Consider the following 20893-nt stretch of genomic DNA (forward strand, 5'->3'; position numbering starts at 1 on the left):
TGAAGTTCGAATGTTCAAAGGGAGGAGAAGACATGAACCGTAGAAAATTCCTGCAGGCCACGACAGCGATCCTGGTGCTATGCGCCGGCCAGGCCTATGCCGATCCGTTGGCGGATGCGAAGGCCGTCGTCGATAAATACGCAACCCCGGTCACCAAATGGGACGGCCCGACGACAGGTCCGAAAGCGCAGACCGGCAAGACCATCGTCGTGCTCGCGGGCGATCTCAAGAATGGCGGCATTCTCGGCGTGAGCAACGGTGTCGAGGAAGCGGCGAAGGCGATCGGCTGGGAGGTGAAGGTTCTCGATGGCGCGGGCTCCATCGGCGGCCGTACAGCGGCCTTCGGTCAGGCGATAGCGCTGCAGCCCGCCGGCATCATCATCGACGGCTTCGATGCCGTCGAACAGGCCCCTGCGCTGGAACAGGCGAAGGCCGCCAAAATCCCTCTGGTCGCCTGGCATGCCGGCCCGGTGATCGGCCCCGACGACAAGAACGGCCTCTTCGCCAATGTCAGCACCGACGCTATGGAAGTCTCGAAAGCAGCCGCCGACTGGGCATTCGTCGATGCCAAGGGCAAGCCGGGCGTCATCATCTTCACCGACTCCACCTATGCGATCGCTATCGCCAAGGCCGACAAAATGAAGCAGGAGATCGAGCGTCTGGGCGGCAAGGTTCTCGAATATGTCGATACGCCGATTGCCGAGACATCGCAGCGCATGCCGCAGCTCACGACATCCCTCCTTCAGAAATACGGTGACAGCTGGACGCATTCGCTTGCGATCAACGACCTTTATTTCGATTTCATGGGTCCATCGCTCGCCTCCGCCGGCAAGAGCGGCACCGATGCGCCGATCAATGTCGCTGCCGGCGATGGCTCGCAATCGGCCTATGAACGCATCCGCGCTGGTCAATTCCAGAAGGTTACGGTTGCCGAACCCCTTAATCTCCAGGGCTGGCAATTGGTCGATGAACTCAATCGTGCCTTCGCCGGTGAAAAATGGTCCGGCTATCTCTCACCGCTACACGTCGTGACGGCAGACAATATCCAATCCGATGGCGGCCCGAAGAACACCTTCGATCCGGACAACGGTTACAAGGACGAGTATAAGAAGATCTGGGGTAAATGATCCCAGGGACGGGACGTGGCCTGGCTTAATGGCCGGGCCACATCATTCGACAACAACACTAAGCTTGGCGGCTGCTATCGCGTGCAATCAGTTGCGGCAAGATCCTGACATCAGGAATCGACTGCGTGCCATCGAGAATATCCAGGATCAATTGTGCAGTCCGCTCGCCGATCTCACGCGCGAAGGCATTGATCGTCGTCAAAGTCGGCACGCAGACCTCGCCGATTTCATAATTGCCGAAACCACCGATGGAAAAGCGTTCCGGCACCGGAATCCCGAGCCGCCGACATTCGGTAAGTGCACCGTAGGCGGCAAGATCCGAGACGCAGACGACGGCTTCCGTATCGGGATAGAGCTCGATCAGTTTAGCCATGGCATTGGCACCCTCCCGCATCGAGATCGGCGGCGATCCGGCTGCAATCAGCCTGGAAGCATCGAGACCATACGCCTGCATCGCGGCGATGAAGCCAAGCCGGCGTTCGCTACCGCGTGAATCGCGCTGGACATCACCACCGATGAAGGCGATGCGGCGACAGCCGAGTGCGACGAAATGATCGACCATATCGCGCATGACGGCTCGGTTGGAAAAGCCGACATAATGGCCGATCGGATCGGTCGGGATATCCCAAGTCTCGATCACGGGGATTGCAACTGTCTGCAGAAGTTTACGCGCTCGCTGCGTATGCGTGCCGCCGGTCACGACGATCGCCTGCGGTCTGCGGCGGAGCAGCTGCTCAATCAGCCGCTCCTCCTCTTCGACATCGTAGTTCGTATAGCCAAGTAGGATCTGCATGTCCCGCTTGGATAAGGTGTCCGAGAGGCCGCCGACCGTATCCGCGAAGTTGGCATTGTTGATGGATGGAATGGTAACGGCGACAAAGCCGGACTTTTGCGAACGCAGGTTGGATGCTGTGCTGTCGAAGACATAGCCCAGCTCTTCCGCCGTTCGCAGGATCGCCTCGCGCGTCTCCGGACTGACCAGGCTATCGGCCTTGAAGGCACGCGACACGGTCATGGGAGAAACTCCCATGACGCGGGCTATGTCTGCCATAGTCGGCGTTTTGCGATCGTTACTCATCAATGGCCTATGTTATCGTTACCATCAGAGTAGTATGCCTCTTCCTAGAATAGCAAGAGGCGCTCTCAGCTATGCCGCCATGCGCGCAAGACAGTATGGGCGCCGTGCATCGGAAAGCGCCCGCGGATGGCGGTCTAGAGCTCAAACTCATGGGCGAGCGTCACATGATGATGGATGCGCCCCTCGAAAAAGCGCGAGAGAACCGCTTCCGTCGCAGCACGTGCCTCCGTGCGCACCGGACTTGCAAGCGCCTTCTCCACGGCGGCCATATCCGGATAGTTCACGGCCAAAATCATCGGGAACTCCGGGGCACCTTCATCTCGGGCCTCGGCAAAGGTAACCCGCACGTCGAGGGCACCCGGAAACTGCTTCCACTTCGGCAGAATGGTTTCCATGACAGCCGTTCGAAACGCCTCTGCCTCTCCGTCTTTGACCTTGCCTTCGAATAATGCGTATCGGGTAATCATCCGGCGATCTCCTTGTTCGGCCCTTTGAAGAATTCCATCAGCGCGGCCTGATCCTCACCGCCAAGCCCGGAAGCCGTCAGCATGCGGTGTATCTCGGCACAGACCGCCGTCAGCGGCATGGCGGTATTGGTCCTGCGAGCGAGATCCTGAGCGCCGTTCAGATCCTTGACCATGTTGTCGATGCGGCCGGTGCGGCGATAATCCTTGCTGACGTAGCGCGGCATATATTCCTGCAGGATGGCGCTGTCGGCCCGTCCGCCCTTCAGCGCCTGCGGGATTTTCGCAGCATCGACGCCGGCATCGAGCGCCAGTTGCGTTGCTTCGGCGACGGCGAGGAAATTCAATGCGCAAAGAACCTGATTGATGAGCTTCGTGGTCTGGCCCGCACCGACGGGACCCATATGCGTGTAGTTCGAGGCCACATGGCGCAGAACCTTATGTGCATCGGTGACATCCTGCTCGCTGCCGCCGGCCATCAGCGTCAATTGTCCGATCAGGGCCTTTGGCGCCCCACCGGATAGCGGGCTATCCACCCAGCGCAGCCTCTTTTCCGCAGCCTCTGCGGCTAGGGCCTTTGTCGCATCGGGGTCGATCGACGACATATCGATGATCAGCGTGCCCGGTTTAGCACCTGCGGCAACACCTTCAGGTCCGAAAACGGCGGCATGGACGATCTTCGGCGAATTGAGGCTGAGGATGACGAAATCGGAAACGGCAGCAGCGGTCGCCGCACTGGCGGCAGCCGTGGCGCCTTTTGCAGTCAGTGCCGCGACCTTCTCCTTGTCGAGATCGAAGACAGTGAGTTGGTTGCCCGTCTCCACCAGGCGAGCGCCGATCGCTCCGCCCATTGCACCGGCGCCGATCAGCGCCACCTTGCTGCTCATGATTGCGTCTCCTCCAAGGCAATTAAGATGGCCGCCACAACTTGATCCAGCGGCTGATCGATATCGACGGTGATCGCCTGCTCGTCGGCCCCCGGCGGCTCGAGCGCGGCAAATTGACTGGCGAGCAAAGCCGGCGGCATGAAGTGATCGCGCCTTGCCTGCATGCGTTTCAGAATGGTTTCCCTCGTACCGGCGAGATGAATGAAGGAGACCGGCGCGCCGACGACCTCGCGGATCCGGTCACGATAAATGCGCTTCAGCGCCGAACACCCAATCAGCGCGATCTCATTCGCCAAAGTCAGGCGCTGACCGATCTTGTCGAGCCAGGGCCATCGATCGGCATCCGTCAGAGGAATGCCGGCGCTCATCTTGGCGATGTTGGCCACGGGATGAAGATCATCACCATCGACATAAATGCCGCCAACGCGCGCTGCGAGTGCCGAGCCAACGGACGACTTGCCGCAGCCGCTGACGCCCATGATGACGAAGTGGCGCGGCAAAACGCCATCAGAGCGAAGCCGTGATGCCGCCGTCGACATAGAGCACATGACCGTTGACGAAAGAGGAGGCATCGGAAGCAAGGAAGATACAGGCGCCAACCAATTCTTCGACGCGACCCCACCGGCCGGCCGGCGTGCGCTTTTCGAGCCACGCGGAGAAATCGGCATCTGCAACGAGAGCTGCGTTCAACGGCGTATCGAAATAACCGGGCGCGATGGCGTTGCATTGCAGCCCATGCTTCGCCCAATCCGTCGCCATACCCTTCGTCAGATTGCCGACGGCGCCCTTGGTTGCCGTGTATGGCGCAATCGAGGGCCGCGCCAGCGCCGTCTGCACGCTTGCGATGTTGATGATCTTTCCGGCGCCGCGCTTGATCATATGACGGGCGACCGCCTGGCCAACATTGAAAACGCTCGAGATGTTCGTCCGCAGAAGCCGCTCGAAGGCGTCGGCGGGAAAATCCTCCAGCGGCGTGCGAAACTGCATGCCGGCATTGTTGACGAGAATATCGATCGCCCCCGTCTCGGCTTCGAACGCATCCACGGCTCGACGCGCGGCCTCGTGATCGGTGGCATCGAATGGCAGCACATGCACCTTGCCTGCAAAGTCTTCAGCCGCCTTGGCAAGCTTTTCCTTGTCGCGGCCGTTGAGCACCGGGTCGGCGCCAGCAGCCGCCAGGCCCTTGGCGAGCGCAAGCCCGATACCTTGGGAAGAACCCGTCACCAGGGCACGACGCCCTTTCAGATCGAAAAGACCAAGAGACATCGTTTCCTCCGTTTTTTATCTCGACATTGGTCGCCTCCCTTGTTTATGTTATCGATAACATTTGATGTCAAGGGAGGATGCGTGAGATGAACAAACCACCGATCCTGCAGATTGGCCCCTACCCGCAATGGGATCAAGAGCCGCTCGACGCAGCGTTCCAGGTTCATCGCTATTTCGAGGCTGCCGACAAGGACAAGTTGCTCGCCGAGGTCGGACCGTCGATCAGGGGTATTGCGACACGCGGCGAACTCGGTGCCAACCGCGCCATGATCGAGGCCTGTCCCAAACTGGAAGTCATTTCGGTCTATGGCGTTGGCTTCGATGCCGTCGACCTGCAGGCCTGCCGCGAGCGTGGCATTCGCGTCACCAACACCCCCGACGTCCTGACCAACGATGTCGCGGATTTGGGAATTGCGATGATGCTCTGCCTGTCGCGCGGCATGATCGGTGCGGAGACATGGGTGCGTGACGGCAGCTGGGCACAAAAGGGGCTTTATCCCCTCAAGCGCCGCGTCTGGGGGCGGCGTGCCGGCGTGCTCGGTCTTGGCCGCATCGGCTTCGAAGTCGCCAAACGCCTGAAGGGCTTCGACATGCAGATTGCCTATTCGGACGTCGAGGCGAAATCCTACGCCTCCGACATGACCTTCGTGGCCGATCCCGTCGAGCTCGCGACACAATCGGATTTCCTGTTCGTCACGCTCGCCGCTTCAGCGGCGACGCGGCATATTGTCGGTCATAAGGTGATCGAGGCGCTCGGCCCGGAAGGGATGTTGATCAACATCTCCCGCGCGTCCAATATAGACGAAGAGGCACTCCTTGACGCACTGGAGGCCGGCAAGCTCGGATCGGCAGCGCTCGACGTCTTCGAAGGCGAGCCGAAACTCAATCCGCGCTTCCTGGCGCTGAACAATGTGCTGCTGCAGCCTCACCATGCCTCCGGCACGGTCGAGACGCGCAAGGCCATGGGTAAGCTCGTGCGCGACAATCTCGCCGCTCATTTCGCCGGCCAGGCGCTGCCGACACCCGTTCTTTGAGGGAGAAAGACATGAAGGCCATCATCGCCCACGCCGCCAAGGATGTGCGTATCGAGGATTATCCGGAGGAAGAACCGGGTGCGGGAGAGGTCAAGCTGAAGCTCGCAACCGGCGGCGTCTGCGGCAGCGACCTGCACTACTACCATCACGGCGGCTTCGGCACCGTGCGCCTGAAGGAGCCGATGATCCTTGGGCACGAGGTCAGCGCGACCGTCACCGCGCTCGGCCCGGGCGTGCAAGGGCTCGAGATCGGTCAGCTCGTTGCCGTCTCCCCATCGCGCCCATGCCGGACTTGCCGCTACTGTCTGCAGGGATTGCCCAATCAATGCCTCAACATGCGCTTTTATGGCAGCGCCATGCCCTTCCCGCACATCCAGGGTGCGTTCCGCGAGACGCTGGTGGCCGATGCCATCCAATGCGTGCCGGCCGATGGTCTGACAGCGGGTGAAGCGGCCATGGCGGAACCTTTGGCCGTGACCTTGCATGCCACGCGGCGAGCGGGCGAGATGCTCGGCAAGCGCGTCCTCGTGACCGGCTGCGGTCCGATCGGCGTTCTCTCGATCCTGGCCGTACGCCGTGCCGGTGCCGTCGAGATCGTCGCAACCGATCTTTCGGATTTCACCTTGTCGCTTGCTAGGCAAGCGGGTGCCGACAGGGTCATCAATACAAAGAACGAGCCCGAAGCGCTTGCCGCCTATTCCGCGGACAAGGGCACTTTCGACGTGCTCTACGAATGCTCGGGCGCTGCCGCTGCCCTTGCCGGCGGCATTACCGCATTGAGGCCGCGGGGGATTATCGTACAGCTTGGTATCGGCGGCGACATGAGCTTGCCGATGCTGGCGATCACGGCCAAGGAACTGGAACTACGCGGCTCTTTCCGCTTTCATGAGGAGTTTGCCATTGGCGTCGATCTGATGCGCAAGCGTCTCATCGATGTGCGGCCGCTCATCACCCATACGGTACCGCTTGCCGACGCGATCAGCGCCTTCGAGATCGCTTCGGATCGAAGCCAAGCGATGAAGGCACAGATCGCCTTTACCTGAACCGAAACGGCGCGAAATCCACCGATCGAAAGCGAAAATGGATTTCGCGCTCACGTCCGGCCTAGTCGAGATCGGCGCCGATCGCTTTGAGCGCAGCGCGCGCAACCTGCTCGTCCTGCTCGCCTGACCCGGAACCAACGCCGATACCGCCGACAAGCGTGCCGCCGACACGGATGGGTAAGCCCCCGCGCAAACCCGTCATGCCGCCATGGGTCGCGATCGCCAGCGGCACTCGCGCATGCTCCGGCAGCGAATGGCTCGGCCCGCCGATGGAAGCAGCCGTCTGTGCCTTGGCAGTGGCGCTTTTCAGCGACTGAAAACGTGAACCGTGCATGCGGAAGGACCCCAGCGTCACGCCGGATTGATCGACGATGACGATGCATTGCGGCTGCCCCATCTGCGAAGCAGCCGAGATCGCAGCGGTCAACAACGTCATCACTCCTTCGTCGCTCAAGACACTCGACGTCAGAACATGGCTCATGCACTATCCTCCCGACTTGCGGACTCTATTGAATATGTTATCGATAACACATCGATCTCTCGATGTAACCTTATGGGAGGTATTGTTACAATGTCGTTCTTCGAGATCATGGACCCGGCCTTCGGGAAATTTGTTCTTGGCAATGCTCCCGTCAAGCAGATCGCCACCGGTTTCGACTGGGTGGAAGGGCCTGTCTGGTTCGGAGATCTGAACTGCCTGCTCTTCTCGGATATCCCGAATAACCGCATCATGCGCTGGATACCGGGGCTGGGCACCAGCATCTTTCGCGAACCCTCGAATTTTTCGAACGGCCATACGCGTGACCGGCAGGGCCGGCTCGTCAGCTGCGAGCATGGCGGCAGGCGTGTCACGCGAACGGAATATGACGGCTCCATCACGGTCATCGCCGATCGGTTCCAGGGCAAGCGCCTGAATTCACCCAACGATGTCATCGTCGCCTCTGACGGCGCCATCTGGTTCACCGATCCACACTACGGCATTGCGACGGACTACGAAGGATATAGGAGCGAGCAGGAGCTGCCCTGCAATGTTTATCGCGTCGATCCCGATGGCTCCATGCAGGCCGTCTTGACGGATTTCAACTGCCCGAACGGCCTCGCCTTCAGCCCTGACGAGAAGAAGCTTTATGTCGCCGATACCGGTCGTATGCATGGCAGCGATCCGCAGCATATCCGGGTCTTCAATGTCGGTGAAAACTGGCGGCTATCCGGCGGCGAAGTATTTCATGCGATTTCACCGGGCTGCGCCGACGGCATGCGCCTCGACAGCGATGGCAATCTCTGGTCGTCGGCCGCCGACGGTGTGCATTGCATCGCCCCCGACGGCCATCTCATGGGCAAGATCCTGGTGCCGGAAACGGTCTCCAACCTCTGCTTCGGCGGCCGCGGCAAGCACAAGCTGTTCATCACAGCGACGACCAGCGTTTATTCGATCTCGCTCAACCGAAGCGGCGCACTTTAACACCAGGGCTGGGACCGCATTACGAAACGATCCGTAAAGCGGCGCAGCAACAAGGACAGCCCTATCGAGGCTTCGGAAAAGCCAGCGATCCTGGATTGCTTGGAGACCGGTAGAGACGTTCAATACGGAAATGCTGCAGCGACAATCGCCGGGATCATCTGGCGATCGTCGCTGTCGGATGACGGAATATCAGCGCAGGTCGGCTTGCGATACGGAACGTATCGCCGCATGCGCAATCGACGCGAGATTGGCGGACAAGGCGCGTTCTTGCCTGCGTGCAGCATCCTGTAGCAAATCCGCCATCCGGGTTACGGATATGCGATCTGCGCGCATGACCTGGCGGATCAGCGGATCTTTAAGAACTTCGGCGATCGTCAAGTCCCTTTGGGTCATGGTTACCTCCTGTTCGTTAGCGCAGAAGATAGACCGCTTAATTAGCACTGCGATGTCAAAAGCCGGACAAAAACAAGGCAGTTCGTTCAATTTTGTTACAGATTAATCGCAAATCGAATGAAGGGACATATTCCCAAAATACAATAGGACCCTAGTTGTCGGCTAAGGAAGGGGTGATCAATTGCGATCAGCCTTAAGTGGGAGGGCCGTTTGCTCCGCGAACGCGCAACGTTTTTGCAATAAATTAGACCATAATTTTGCAACTTTTGCGTTTATAATCTCGCGGTGCTGCGGCTCTGTAGTGTAACACCAACGATCGGCCACGCGATGTACTCAGATCAGTCCACAGAAGACGAGCGTCTCATCTATCATGCAGATCTTCTCAGCCAGCTCTCCAATCCCAAGCGCCTGGAGGTCTGTATTCATCTTTCCGGCCATGAGGAAGATGTGAACAGCCTGGCCAAGAAGCTGGGAATATCGCAATCGGCGCTCAGCCAGCACCTGACCCGCCTGCATCATTCCGGTATCGTGAAAGTGCGCCGCCAGGCGCAGTTCAGATATTATACCTGCGATCATCCAGGCGTCCTGCAGATCCTGAAGACGCTTGCCGGGATTTTCGACGCCGAACTCAAACCGGCGAGACCGAAGACCGGCGACAATGACGATCACGACAAAAAACCATGACAAAGAGCCGATGCGGCTTTGCCGCCATCGGCCACCGAATGCAAATTTCGGATGCCGATGGATCGCGCAGGCATGCTATGGCCAATCGCAATTGCTCACACGCCGCGCCTGTTTCCCCAGATAATCACATGCAATTGCGGCAGCACCCTCGCTTCGAACCATCGGTCATCGCCGACCTTTTCCACGAGCCAGCGCATCCTTTCGACGATGCCGTCGATATCGACAAGCGCATCTTCTGCATCGGCTGGCGGCGGCGTGTGATTGCCGGGTTGCAGATAGACGGACAATTGGGGATAGCGAGCGGCCGCGTCCCGCGCATATTCATAGTCGAGATCGTCGAATATGACGATCTTCAAAGCGATTTGCGGTCCGTCGCCTGCCATGCGCAGACAGTCGTCGAAGGCGATCCAGTCCGTCGTCATGCCACTCGAAGGTGGCTTCGGGCTGAGCACCAGCACATCGAGTTCGGCAAACCACTCCTTGGCCAGGCTCCCTTGAGTCTCCAGCGCGAAGCGATATCCCTCCGCATGACCGCGTGCAATCAGCGGGCCGAGCGGCTGGATCGCGGGATTGCCGCCGGAAAGCGAGATCGTCAGCGGCTTGCCGCCGGAAAGCCTCTTCACCTCTTGCCAGATCTCATCGACCGGCATCGGCCGCCATTGGTCGCGATAGTCGCTGTCGACGGCATGCAGCGTATCGCACCAGGAGCAGCGATAATCGCAGCCACCGGTGCGCACGAAAATCGTCGGAAGACCGATCAGGATCCCCTCGCCCTGAATCGTCGGCCCGAAGATCTCGCTGACGCGGATGAGCGCGCCGCTCATGGCCGGTATTCCGCCCAGGTCTTCGGCGTCTCGCTGACCCGCACAGCGGATGCTTCCGGCAATCGTTCCTTGCACCAGTCGTAGAAATGCTTGGCGAGATATTCGGACGTGACGCGATCGTGTCCGAAGACATCGTTCAGATGACGATGATCGAAGGTTTCATCGATATAGCGCTTTAACGGCTGTAGCTCATGATAGTCTCGCACGAAGCCGTTCTGATCGAGTTCTGTTGCCGAAAGCTCCACCACGACGATGTAATTGTGCCCGTGCATGCGCGCGCACTGGTGATCATCGGGCAGATGCGAAAGCTGATGCGAGGCGGAGAAGTGGAATTCCTTGGTGATGCGGTACATCACTTCACCTCTTCGGCCGAAAAGCCCGATGTCGCAGCAATCCAGAAATCGGCATCCTCATATTCGGTCGGATCCTCAATGCCGGCGAGATGAAAGGCCTCGCGCCGCTCAACGCAGGTGCCGCAGCGGCCGCAATGACGTTTCCCGCCTTTGTAGCAGGACCAGGTTTCGGCAAAGGGGGTCTTGTGCCGGGCACCGTCGGCAACGATATCCGCCTTGGAAATCGTCACATAGGGCGCATAGAGCGAAACGCTGGCATAGCCGTCGAGCGCATGGTGCTGCATCTGCTGGAAGGCGTCTATGAAACCCGGGCGACAGTCGGGATAGATGAAATGATCGCCGCCATGAACCGCGACGGCAACAGCGTCCGCTTTTTGTGCAGCCGCAAGCCCGAAGGCGATCGCCAGCATGATCGCATTGCGGTTCGGCACGACCGTCGCCTTCATGGTTTCCTCGGCATAGTGCCCATCCGGCACCGCGACATCATCTGTCAGAGCCGATCCGGTCAAATGCTTGCCGATGGCGGTGATGTCGATGATCTCATGCGGCACGCCGAGACGCTTGGCGCAGGCTCTTGCGAATTCCAGCTCCTTGCGGTGCCTTTGACCGTAATCGAAGGAGACGAGGCCGATAAGCTGATATTCGGCTGCGACCTTATGGGCGAGCGAAACGGAGTCCAATCCGCCGGAGCAGATCACGATAGTCTTCATAATTCAGGATCCCTTGTTTTGACCGGGTGGGCTGCGACCGGATTTCATGGGCTCTTCAAAGCCACGGCCGGCTCACTAGCAGCAGAACCGGGAGGAAACAAGGCATTCCGCAACATTTCATGGCAACGCGCCGGCACCTGCCGGCGCGTCGAGGTTTTGTAAGGCCGTCAGCTGACCCCAGCAAACTTCCCGGAAATATTCAGATCTGGATAGTAACCCGCCGGCTTGCCACCGACCGTTTGGCCGCCCGTCAAGCTGCCCTGGATCTCCGATCCGAAGAAGGAATAGGGGAAAGTCGCCTGCAGGGCGCTGACCTCATCCAGGCGCCGCCGCAGTTCGTTCGGTATCGTAAACTCAAGGGCGCCGAGATTGTCCCTCAGTTGTTCCAGTTTCGTGGCACCGATGATGATCGAGGCGAGGCCAGGCTGGGTCATCGCCCAATTGACGGCCACCTGCGCCATGCTGCGGCCGAGCTCGGTCGCCACCTTCTCCAGCTCGGCAACAACAGCCCAGTTGCGCTCGTTGAATTTCTGGAAGCCTGGATTGGTCGTACCATGCACGGTTTCCAGCCGGCCGGCGGTCTGCCTCTCGCTGCTCGGCCGATATTTGCCGCTCAGCAGACCGCTCGCAAGCGGGCTCCAGGCCATGATACCGGCGCCGTAACGCGTTCCGAACGGCACAAATTCATTTTCGATGTTGCGTTCGACCAGCGAATATTCGAGCTGAAGTGCGGAGATCGGCTCGTAGCCGCGATGTTCGGCGACCGCCTGGGCTCTGCTGGCGTACCATGCCGGAACATCGGACAAACCAACATGCCGCACCTTGCCGGAGCGGACCAGGTCATCGAAGGTGCGCATCACCTCCTCTGGCGGCGTCAGGCGATCCCAGCAATGCATGAGATAGAGATCGATATAATCCGCGTTGAGCCGTTTCAACGACCCTTCGACGGCCCGCAGGATATTCTTGCGGCCATTGCCGGCCGCATTCGGCGTTTGTGCGGTAAGGTTCATGGTGAACTTGGTTGCGATGACGGCGTCGTCGCGCAAGCCGCGCTCGGCGATGAATTCACCGAGCCAAGCCTCAGACGTACCGCCCGTATAGGCATCGGCAGTGTCGAAGAAATTGCCGCCGGCGTCGACATAAGTATTGAAGATCGCCCGTGCCGTTTCCTTGTCTGCTCCCCAACCCCATTCCGTGCCGAAGGTCATGGTGCCAAGGGCGAGCCGTGTTACCTTCAAGCCGCTATTGCCCAGCGTATAAAATTCCATGCTCATCGCTCTGCTCCTCTTTGGCTAACCGGGCGTATCCACGACCGACCCGGCGATGCGTGATGCACCTAGAGTCGCTGTTTTCGAGCTATTCGATAAGATCATTTAATTTGCATGCATTATGCGATATCGTGCAGCAATGGATCGCGATCTGCTGCCACATCTGCCCATCGTCGCCGCCGTGGCCCGCCGCGGAGGGTTTGCCGCCGCCGCCAGCGAACTGGGCATGAGCGCATCGGCCGTTAGCCATGCCGTTCGGCTCGTGGAAGAACGGCTCGGCCAGCCCCTCTTTGCCCGCACGACGCGGAGTGTGGCGCTGACCGAGGCCGGCAAGAGCCTGATCGCCACCATCACCCCGGCGCTGCAGGACATTCACGACCGCATCGAGCGTATCAGGGCCGTCAAGGGCAGGCCAAGCGGACTGTTACGCATCAATGCATCCCGCATCAGCCTGCCGCTGGCAGTCACACGCGTGATCGCAGCGATGGCCGAACGCTATCCCGAAGTCGAAGTGGAAATCTTCTCCGATGAAAGGCTGACCGATATCGTCTCCGAGGGTTTCGACGCCGGCATCCGCGTCGGCGAAATGATCGCGCAGGACATGGTCGCCGTTCGCCTCACCCCTCCTTTCCGATCCATCGTCGTCGCTTCGCCTGGATATATCGGGCGTTTCGGGCGTCCAAACACGCTTGCGGAGCTCTCCAACCATAATTGTATCGGTTACCGCCTGATCCGCTCCGGCGGCCTTTATCAATGGGAATTCGTCGAGGATGGGCGGGATGTCGCGGTGACGGTGAATGGCCAGGCGATCGTCACCGAAGCACATTCGGCCATAGAGCTGGCCGTTGCAGGCGTGGGATTGGCCTATGTCTTCGAACCGCTGGTCAAGGCGGAGATCACATCCGGCAGGCTTGTCCACCTTCTAGGTGACTATGCGGTGACGGAAGCAGGCCTTTTTCTCTACTTTCCGCGTCGTGCCGAGCTGGCCCCGAAACTTAGGGCTTTCATCGACACGGTACGACAGATCAATCGTTGAGTCGCTCCTCGGCGGGCAAAAAGCGCCATTTGCTTCCCATCGACATGCTAACGAATGGTCAAATCGCGCAGCCATTGTACGAAATACGCACGAAATGCAGCGCTGGATCGCGATCCAGCTGAATCGCGATTGCCGTCTCTCACGGCACTCGGCAGTCATAGTTGGAAAGCTCCGCCAATGAGGGCATGCATGGGTTCGGGGCATTCGCCCTCGCCTCCTGTCGGTCGGATTGGCAGCCTCCCGGTCTGAAAGAGGAACTCGTGCAAGATATTTCGAAGAGAAAGCCGCCCAGCCCGATCGATATCGAAGTCGGCAAACGCATCCGCGCGCAACGGCGCCTGCTGGGTATGAGCCAATCGGCGCTTGCCGAAAAACTGGGCCTGACCTTTCAGCAGGTTCAGAAATACGAAAAAGGCGCCAACCGTGTCGGCGCAAGTCGCCTGCAACATGTTGCCGACTGTCTTGGCGTCCCGATCTCGCACTTCTTCGATAACGCAGCCTTCGACAACCCTGTTTCGACCGAGGAAGCAAGAGTGATCCGCAACGACCTCGTCGGTTTCATTTCGTCCGAAGAAGGTATTGAGCTCAACCGAGCCTTTGCAAAGATCAAGGATGTGAGGACCCGACAGAAGATCGTCGGCCTGCTCAAGTCGCTGGCGTTGACTTAAAGCAATTCCGGAATAAGTGCGCGGCGGCTTTCCGTCCGAATTTACGAAACAAAGTGATGGAGCGGTTTGATGATTCCGTGAAGCCCCAAACCGCTTCAGCCTTCATTGCCCCGACAATTCAATGCTTCGCCGTCAGCTTGTGATACGTGGCGTACGAATGACCTTCAGGAACAGGGCGTTCATAGCGTCCGAGATGCCTTGCGTCGGACTCACCTCGAAATAGAGGCCGGGTGAGGCGCAAGTCTGCAAATTGGTGCCGATCTGCGATTGAAAGGGTGCGATCCACTGGTTGTACCAAGGGTTTGTCGGCAGGGGAAAATAGGTCGTATAGAGGATAGCGATCTTGATGTTCTGGTTCTTCAAGGGCTGACAGAAGGTGGTGTCGAGCGGCTCCTGGCAACGCCCGCCCGTCGTCGGCTTGGTGCAGGTGTTTGGCTTCTTGCTGTCACCGACGCCGTCAGTGACAAGGAAGAGGACCTTCTGACGATCGGAAGTGGTTTTTCCGCTGCCGCCTGTTCCGATGATCGGCGCGAGCTGCGTCAGCATCGTATCGAAGCTCGTATCCTGGTCGTTGTTGTCGCCCTGTCCGTGAACGGTCATCAGGTCCACGTTCTTGCTGATGGTATCGCTGACCTGCTTCATATCGGATGACAGCGCCGATACGTTGGTCAAGCCAATTGTTGTAGTGTCAGCACCGAATGTATAGACCGCCATTCTGTACTGATCGGGTGTTACCCGGTTCGTCTTAGCAGTATCCGTAAGCGACTGTGTCGCCTGCCCGACAACAGCAATGCGGGTCTGGACGCCAAGGCTCTTTGCAAGATTGTAGTAATTGTTTGTATCGTTCTTGTCGTGGCACGCAAACGCGCAACTATCTCGCGTATGCGCCACCATCGTGTTGATATCGTTCAGCGTAGCACCGATCCCCATGGATGGCGTGTTGTCCAGCAACATGTAGAAATCCATGAAGTTCGCCGTCTGATACTGTGCGGATGCCGAACCGCTGACGGGAATGGATGTCTTGCCGATGACCTGACTGAGCGTCGTCGGTACGTTCGCCGAAAAATTGACCGTGGAAGAGACGATATTGCCGGTGCGGGTTACCCCGGCGCTGACACTGACCGGTATATTCTGAAGATCGCTGGACGCCTGGCCGTAGAAGAGCTTGTTGGCGTCGCCTTGACCGATCGTGACGGTGCCGTCGCTTGTCATCGCCATGGCAGCCGCAACCGCAGGAGATGAATCCGCGATTGCACCCACAGCAGCGGCGTCGGCGGCATTTTGCAATTCCGTTCTGACGAGCATCGCATTGGTAACATCGAGCGCCAGACCACCCACCGCGATCAACGGAACGGCAACCAGCGCCGTCGTGATTGCGAAATTCCCCGAACAGTCCGCAAACAGCATCCCTGATAGTTTGCGCAATGCGACAAACGATTGTGGATAGATCCTGAATCTCTTCACGAGCAAGCTCTCTGTAGCATAAGTTGTATTTTCAAAACATTCGCGAATCGAAAGTATTATTACTTTCAAATATACTTATTTATATTATCGAACGAAAATATTTAGATTCTCATAAGAGCAAACTTCTTATTTATACTGCAAAAATTGAGAGGAAATTTACCAAGAATACAGGATATAGTCGTCGATCCCGTGGTCGAATTGAATGAAGTTCGATACGGTACTCACACTCCGACGGCCTTAAATCGGGCATAAACCGAACATTTCATGAAGAAAGACGCATGATCCGCAATATATACGCGAGACAGGCACCATAAAAATAACGCAAAAATTGCAAATCTACCCGAAGTGTCTTTACCCGATTTTTAGTGTTTACCCGCGAAAGCAATCGCCATCGATTTCAGGTGCGGCAGCCGTCGTTGCAACTGTCTTCTTCGCCCTGATGGCTATGGTTGGGATCTTTACGTGCGCGTTCTTTCCTGCATCTTCACGGAACACAATCTGTGGCTCGTTCTTCTCGCCGCGTTCGTCTGCGTCAGTGGCGGCTGGATCACGCTCAATTTGCTCAAGCGAGCCGAAAGGACGCTCGAACTTCAGCGTGGCGGCTGGATCTTTCTGACGGCCGTGGCGGCTGGATCTTCGATCTGGTGCACGCATTTCATTGCCATGCTGGCCTACGAGGTCGGTGCGCCGGTCACCTTCGATCCGATCCTGACGATGGCCTCCTTTCTTTTGGCTGCCATCGGCTGTGCCGGCGGTTTTGCGATCGCCTTGTCGCGCGTGCCGCGCGTTGCACCGGAATTCGGCGGAGCCGTCGTCGGCCTTGCCATCACCACCATGCACTATACAGGCATGCTGGCCTATCACGTCGACGGGATCGTTGAGTGGAACCAGGGCTATGTTGTCGCCTCGGTCGCACTTTCGGTGATTTTTGCGGCGCTTGCGCTCAATCAGGCGGTGCGCCGGCCTTGGCAGCTCTCCCCGATCGCCGGCCTCGCTCTTTTCGTCATCGCCGTGGTTTCGCTTCACTTTACGGCAATGACCGCCGTATCGGTCACCCCGCTTGTAACCGGCGCAGCCATCGCTGACGCCTACGCACTGAAGGCCATGGCCGTTGCCGTGGCGGGCGGTGGGTTGCTTATCATCGGCACCGGCGTGGCAAGCTATATGATCGACGAGCGAGCCTCGCGCGAATCCATCGAAAAACTTCAGCATATGGCCCTCAACGACCTGCTGACGGGCCTGCCCAATCGCAGCAGCTTTGCCGACCATCTTCAACGCGAGATGGGACATGCCAGCGAAGACGGCGTGAAGCTTGCAGTCATCGGCATTGACCTCGATCGCTTCAAGGAAATCAACGACCTGCGGGGACACAAGGCTGGCGATCAGGCACTTAAGGCGATTGGACGCCGGCTGCTCCGCCTCGTCAGGGACGGCGAGTTCGTCGCACGCGTCGGTGGTGACGAGTTTGCCGCGGCCAAGCGCTTCCGGGAGCAGAGCGAACTGCTGGATTTCGTTGCCCGACTGGAGAAGGTCCTGTTCGAGCCCATCCGGATCGACGATTTCGAGACGGCGACAGGGGCCAGCATCGGCGTTGCCGTCTATCCGGACGATGGCGTCGACCAGGAGCGCCTCGTCAGCAATGCCGATCTCGCAATGTATCGCGCCAAGGCCGATATCGGCCGCGCAGTCTGCTTTTATGAATCCAAGATGGATGAAGCTGCCCGCGCCCGTCATACGCTGGCCCAGGACCTGCGCCGTGCTGTCGAACTGGATCAGCTCGATCTGCACTATCAGGTGCAGACCTCGGTTCGCACAGGGCAGATCTGCGGCTACGAGGTCCTCGTCCGCTGGCATCATCCCGAGCATGGTGCTGTGCCGCCTTCGGAATTCATTCCGATCGCCGAAGAAAGCGGCACGATCCTTATCATCGGCGAATGGGTTTTGCGCACGGCCTGCAAGGAGGCAGCGTCATGGGAGCAGCCCTACAAGATCGCCGTCAACCTATCACCCGTACAATTTGCTCATGCCGATCTCGCAAAACTCGTTCATGCGATCCTTATCGAAACCGGCCTTGCTCCGTCGCGGCTGGAGCTTGAGATTACCGAATCCACAATCATTGCCGACAAAACTCGTACTTTACATGTCCTGCGACAGATCCGGGCTCTTGGCGTGACCGTTGCCATCGACGATTTCGGAACAGGATATTCGTCGCTCGATACGCTTCGCTCCTTCCCCTTCGACAAAATCAAGCTCGATCGCTCCTTCATGAACGAAGTGGATCACAGCATTCAGGCAAAAGCGATCGTCCGCGCCGTGCTCACGCTCGGCAAGAGCCTGGATATCCCTGTTCTCGCGGAAGGCGTCGAGACCAACCATCAGCTTGAAATCCTCCGTGTCGAGGGTTGCGACGAGGCGCAAGGCTTCTTCCTCGGACGGCCGAAGCCCGTCGGGCAAATCTTTCAAGAGGAGACGTCCGTGGAGGACGATGAAGCATTGGCATTTTCCGGCCGGTTGCCGCCCTATCGCATGCGGCGTCGCTAGGACGTTCCTCACGCGTCAATGCAATATCTGCAGCAATTGCAGGGCGCAAACCGGTGCCCTCCTTTCATTCTTCGATTTTGTCAGCCGCATCCGTTCGCGATATCAGATCGAGCGATCCGAAACCTCGCCGATCCATTCGCTCGCGAGCTCGATTGCAACTGTGGAGCGGATATCGAGAGCATTGGCGCCCACGAGAAGCTCATAGCGACCGGCGATAGCTCGAAATGTTCCGGTCTGCTCGTCGAAATAGCTCAGATCGCGTGGGCGCACGACAAGCGAAGCCGTCCCCTGTTCACCGGGCTCAAGCCGAAGCTTGGCAAAGGCACGTAACTCCTTGTCCGGCCGCTCGACTGCCGAAGCAGGCGCGCGCACATAAAGCTGCACGAGTTCGGAACCGGTTCTGTCGCCGATATTGGTGACATCGACCATGATGGTGATGCCCTCCGCGCCCATCGTCGTTGCCGAAGCTTGCGCCTCGCCCCAGGAAAATCGCGTATAGCCAAGACCGAAGCCGAAGGGGAACAGGGGCTCGATATCGCGCGTATCGTGATGACGATATCCGACGAAAACGCCCTCAGCATAGCGCACATGCCCATCCTTGCCAGGATAGATCGACGCATCACCAACCATGGCGGAGTTATCCGACAAGCGCTTCGGGAAGGTCTGTGGCAGGCGCCCGCCGGGCTCGACATCGCCGAAGAGCACATCGGCAACGGCGTGGCCGAGTTCCTGGCCGGGATACCACATCTGCAACACGGCCCGAACCTTGTCGAGCCACGGCATCTCGATGGGGCCACCGGTCTGCAGCACGACAATCGTATTGGCATTAGCGGCCGCCACGCGGTCGATCAATTCCTCTTGCCGGCCCGGCAGATGCATGTCAGGCAGATCGAGTCCTTCCGTATCCCATTCGCCGTCGCGGCCGACAAAGAGCAGAACGACATCCGCATTCCTTGCCTTCTCAACGGCATCCAGCATGGCCTCTTCACCGAGCGGCTTCTCCACACCGAAGCGTACCGCCGTCAGATTGATCCCCTCCTCGGTCGTCGCGGAAGAGCAATACTCCACCGCCACCTTGTAGCTCTGTCCGGCTTCCAGATGGATGCCTTGCCGCTGCTCGACATTGGCCGTGCCGAAATAATTGTCGCCTCGGGCCCAGCCGTCATAGCCATTCACGACGAGCTTGTCGTCGACAAAGAGCCTGGCAAGGCCTGCATTCGTCATGCCGAATACATGCTCGCCGCTATCCGTCGGCACATAGGAGGCCGTCATGCGGGCGGAGAACTCATTGGGATCGAGTTCCGAGGACGGCAGGTCGAACCAGAAGAATTCGCCCTTGCTTGCCGTTTCGGTGGCGATCACCGGTCCTGCAAGATCGCGGCCCTTAAAATACTCTACCCGCATCTCACCGGAGAAGACATTGATAAGGCGATTGTTGCGGCAGCCGGGGGCATGGTGAATGCTGTTGGCATTCGATAGTGCCTGCCGGATGCCTTCCAATGGGCTGACCCTGTAGTGGGCGGCAATCTGGGCGCTGCCGCCGCCCATGACACGCGCTTCGGCAGCATTCGGCCCGATAACCGCCACATGCCCAAGCCCTGCCTTCTGCAGCGGCAGAATGCCGTCGTTCTTCAAGAGCACGGCACCCTCGGCTCCGAGCTCGCGGATCAACGCGCGGTCCCCAGGCAGATCGAGCGCGTGTTCGCTCAAATCGGGCACCTTCTCGAAGGCGCCGACACGCTCCAGCAACGTCAGAATGCGGCGGGCGGCTTCGCGCACCGTCTTCGGCTCAACCTCGCCATTGCGGACCGTCGCCACCAGCTTTTCGCCACGGTCGCGCGTCGGACCGGGCATTTCGAGATCGAGCCCGGCATTGATGGTCGCCGCCGTCGAATGCGAACCGAACCAGTCCGACATGACGATGCCGTCGAAACCCCACTCCTGTCGCAAAACTTTGGTCAGCAGCCAGGGATGCTCGCTCGTATAGGTGCCGTTCAGCCGGTTGTAGGAGGACATGACGGCCATGACGCCAGCCTTCTTCACAGCCTGCTCGAACGGCGGCAGATAGATTTCGCGAAGAGCGCGCTCGTCGATATCCGACGACATCGTCTGGCGCTCGATCTCGGATTCGTTGCCGGCGAAATGCTTGATCGTGGCCGCAATGCCCTGGCTTTGTACGCCCTGGATATAGGCGATGGCAAGCGCGGCCGTCAGCATCGGATCTTCAGAATAGCATTCGAAATTGCGGCCGTTGAGACCGGAGCGGTGAATATTGACCGTCGGCGCCAACAGCACCGAGGCGCCCTTGCTCTTGGCCTGACCGGCAAGTGCCACACCCATGCGCTCGACAAGAGCCGGATTCCATGTCGCGCCAAGGGCGATGGCGACGGGAAAGCAGGCGGCATTGACGCCCGCAACCAGCGAGCCGGCACCGCGGGCTCCGTTCGGCCCATCCGTAACCTTGATCTTCGGAACACCAAGGCGCTCGACCGGCACCGTGGTCCAGAAATCGGCGCCGGACAGCAGCGAAACCTGCTCTTCAAGCGTCATCCGGTCGAGAATATCGTCGATCATAAAGGCCTCCCGAGCAA

The 20893-nt window shown here is 59.0% G+C and carries 21 protein-coding genes; 8 read left to right on the forward strand and 13 right to left on the reverse strand.

The genetic code is table 11. The features are described 5' to 3' along the window. The first annotated feature begins 32 nt into the window (after positions 1–32). On the forward strand, positions 33–1127 hold the full coding sequence (locus AC13QY_RS27865) for an ABC transporter substrate-binding protein (protein WP_113352411.1): 1095 nt from the start codon (positions 33–35) through the stop codon (positions 1125–1127). Between the two features lie 58 nt (positions 1128–1185). Here AC13QY_RS27865 and AC13QY_RS27870 read toward each other — a convergent pair whose 3' ends face one another. The 5 genes from AC13QY_RS27870 to AC13QY_RS27890 all read right to left on the reverse strand — a co-directional run bounded on the left by AC13QY_RS27870 (position 1186) and on the right by AC13QY_RS27890 (position 4822). Then, the gene (locus tag AC13QY_RS27870; protein ID WP_113332780.1) at positions 1186–2205 is read right to left on the reverse strand and encodes a LacI family DNA-binding transcriptional regulator; all 1020 of its coding nucleotides are present in this window, start codon (positions 2203–2205) and stop codon (positions 1186–1188) included. Between the two features lie 134 nt (positions 2206–2339). Further along, positions 2340–2672, reverse strand: coding sequence for a hypothetical protein (locus tag AC13QY_RS27875; RefSeq protein ID WP_095436432.1), 333 nt, complete (start codon positions 2670–2672; stop codon positions 2340–2342). Then, a complete protein-coding gene (locus AC13QY_RS27880) occupies positions 2669–3556 on the reverse strand; it encodes an NAD(P)-dependent oxidoreductase (protein ID WP_113352412.1) in 888 nt (295 codons plus the stop codon). The genes AC13QY_RS27875 and AC13QY_RS27880 overlap by 4 nt, the downstream gene beginning before the upstream one ends. Beyond that, on the reverse strand, positions 3553–4095 hold the full coding sequence (locus AC13QY_RS27885; RefSeq protein ID WP_113352413.1) for a gluconokinase: 543 nt from the start codon (positions 4093–4095) through the stop codon (positions 3553–3555). Before AC13QY_RS27885 ends, AC13QY_RS27880 begins: the two co-directional genes overlap by 4 nt. Then, positions 4064–4822 (reverse strand): SDR family oxidoreductase, encoded by a 759-nt coding sequence (locus AC13QY_RS27890; protein WP_113352414.1) that lies wholly within the window; start codon positions 4820–4822, stop codon positions 4064–4066. Before AC13QY_RS27890 ends, AC13QY_RS27885 begins: the two co-directional genes overlap by 32 nt. Positions 4823–4908: 86 nt before the next feature. Here AC13QY_RS27890 and AC13QY_RS27895 point away from each other — a divergent pair, with 86 nt between their 5' ends. After that, complete coding sequence (locus AC13QY_RS27895) at positions 4909–5856, forward strand: 2-hydroxyacid dehydrogenase (protein ID WP_113352415.1); 948 nt, start codon at positions 4909–4911, stop codon at positions 5854–5856. 11 nt (positions 5857–5867) lie between these two features. After that, positions 5868–6899 (forward strand): L-idonate 5-dehydrogenase, encoded by a 1032-nt coding sequence (locus AC13QY_RS27900; protein WP_488494349.1) that lies wholly within the window; start codon positions 5868–5870, stop codon positions 6897–6899. Between the two features lie 61 nt (positions 6900–6960). Here the strand turns inward: AC13QY_RS27900 and AC13QY_RS27905 are convergent, their stop codons facing one another. Next, the gene (locus AC13QY_RS27905; protein WP_113352417.1) at positions 6961–7380 is read right to left on the reverse strand and encodes a GlcG/HbpS family heme-binding protein; all 420 of its coding nucleotides are present in this window, start codon (positions 7378–7380) and stop codon (positions 6961–6963) included. A gap of 90 nt (positions 7381–7470) precedes the next feature. Here AC13QY_RS27905 and AC13QY_RS27910 point away from each other — a divergent pair, with 90 nt between their 5' ends. Beyond that, positions 7471–8361 carry an SMP-30/gluconolactonase/LRE family protein gene (locus tag AC13QY_RS27910; protein WP_113352418.1) on the forward strand — a complete coding sequence of 297 codons (891 nt, stop codon included), beginning with the start codon at positions 7471–7473 and terminating at the stop codon, positions 8359–8361. Between the two features lie 189 nt (positions 8362–8550). On the opposite strand, the gene AC13QY_RS27915 is transcribed toward AC13QY_RS27910, so the two are convergent. Beyond that, positions 8551–8754 (reverse strand): hypothetical protein, encoded by a 204-nt coding sequence (locus AC13QY_RS27915; RefSeq protein ID WP_113352419.1) that lies wholly within the window; start codon positions 8752–8754, stop codon positions 8551–8553. A gap of 327 nt (positions 8755–9081) precedes the next feature. Here AC13QY_RS27915 and nrcR point away from each other — a divergent pair, with 327 nt between their 5' ends. Beyond that, on the forward strand, positions 9082–9438 hold the full coding sequence (gene nrcR, locus AC13QY_RS27920) for a transcriptional regulator NrcR (protein WP_113332789.1): 357 nt from the start codon (positions 9082–9084) through the stop codon (positions 9436–9438). Between the two features lie 95 nt (positions 9439–9533). Here nrcR and queE read toward each other — a convergent pair whose 3' ends face one another. The 4 genes from queE to AC13QY_RS27940 form a co-directional block, all read right to left on the reverse strand. Next, the gene (gene queE, locus AC13QY_RS27925) at positions 9534–10262 is read right to left on the reverse strand and encodes a 7-carboxy-7-deazaguanine synthase QueE (RefSeq protein WP_113352420.1); all 729 of its coding nucleotides are present in this window, start codon (positions 10260–10262) and stop codon (positions 9534–9536) included. After that, on the reverse strand, positions 10259–10615 hold the full coding sequence (gene queD / locus AC13QY_RS27930; protein ID WP_113332791.1) for a 6-carboxytetrahydropterin synthase QueD: 357 nt from the start codon (positions 10613–10615) through the stop codon (positions 10259–10261). The genes queE and queD overlap by 4 nt, the downstream gene beginning before the upstream one ends. Further along, the gene (gene queC, locus AC13QY_RS27935) at positions 10615–11325 is read right to left on the reverse strand and encodes a 7-cyano-7-deazaguanine synthase QueC (RefSeq protein ID WP_113352421.1); all 711 of its coding nucleotides are present in this window, start codon (positions 11323–11325) and stop codon (positions 10615–10617) included. The genes queD and queC overlap by 1 nt, the downstream gene beginning before the upstream one ends. A gap of 167 nt (positions 11326–11492) precedes the next feature. Next, complete coding sequence (locus tag AC13QY_RS27940) at positions 11493–12599, reverse strand: aldo/keto reductase (protein ID WP_113352422.1); 1107 nt, start codon at positions 12597–12599, stop codon at positions 11493–11495. A gap of 133 nt (positions 12600–12732) precedes the next feature. On the opposite strand from AC13QY_RS27940, the gene AC13QY_RS27945 reads away from it, so the two are divergent. Together AC13QY_RS27945 and AC13QY_RS27950 are read left to right on the forward strand one after the other, a co-directional pair. Continuing rightward, positions 12733–13629, forward strand: a complete 897-nt coding sequence (locus tag AC13QY_RS27945; protein ID WP_113352423.1) for a LysR family transcriptional regulator — start codon at positions 12733–12735, stop codon at positions 13627–13629. A 260-nt stretch (positions 13630–13889) separates the two neighbouring features. Further along, the gene (locus tag AC13QY_RS27950) at positions 13890–14297 is read left to right on the forward strand and encodes a helix-turn-helix domain-containing protein (RefSeq protein ID WP_113352489.1); all 408 of its coding nucleotides are present in this window, start codon (positions 13890–13892) and stop codon (positions 14295–14297) included. Between the two features lie 132 nt (positions 14298–14429). Here the strand turns inward: AC13QY_RS27950 and AC13QY_RS27955 are convergent, their stop codons facing one another. Next, the gene (locus tag AC13QY_RS27955) at positions 14430–15704 is read right to left on the reverse strand and encodes a TadE/TadG family type IV pilus assembly protein (RefSeq protein ID WP_113352424.1); all 1275 of its coding nucleotides are present in this window, start codon (positions 15702–15704) and stop codon (positions 14430–14432) included. Positions 15705–16223: 519 nt separating this feature from the next. Here AC13QY_RS27955 and AC13QY_RS27960 point away from each other — a divergent pair. Continuing rightward, a complete protein-coding gene (locus tag AC13QY_RS27960; RefSeq protein WP_145634159.1) occupies positions 16224–18302 on the forward strand; it encodes a putative bifunctional diguanylate cyclase/phosphodiesterase in 2079 nt (692 codons plus the stop codon). A gap of 102 nt (positions 18303–18404) precedes the next feature. Here the strand turns inward: AC13QY_RS27960 and AC13QY_RS27965 are convergent, their stop codons facing one another. Continuing rightward, on the reverse strand, positions 18405–20876 hold the full coding sequence (locus AC13QY_RS27965) for a glycoside hydrolase family 3 C-terminal domain-containing protein (protein WP_145634161.1): 2472 nt from the start codon (positions 20874–20876) through the stop codon (positions 18405–18407). Between the last annotated feature and the right edge of the window lie 17 nt (positions 20877–20893).

The sequence above is a fragment of the Martinezella sp. CNPSo 3795 genome, from assembly GCF_057784475.1.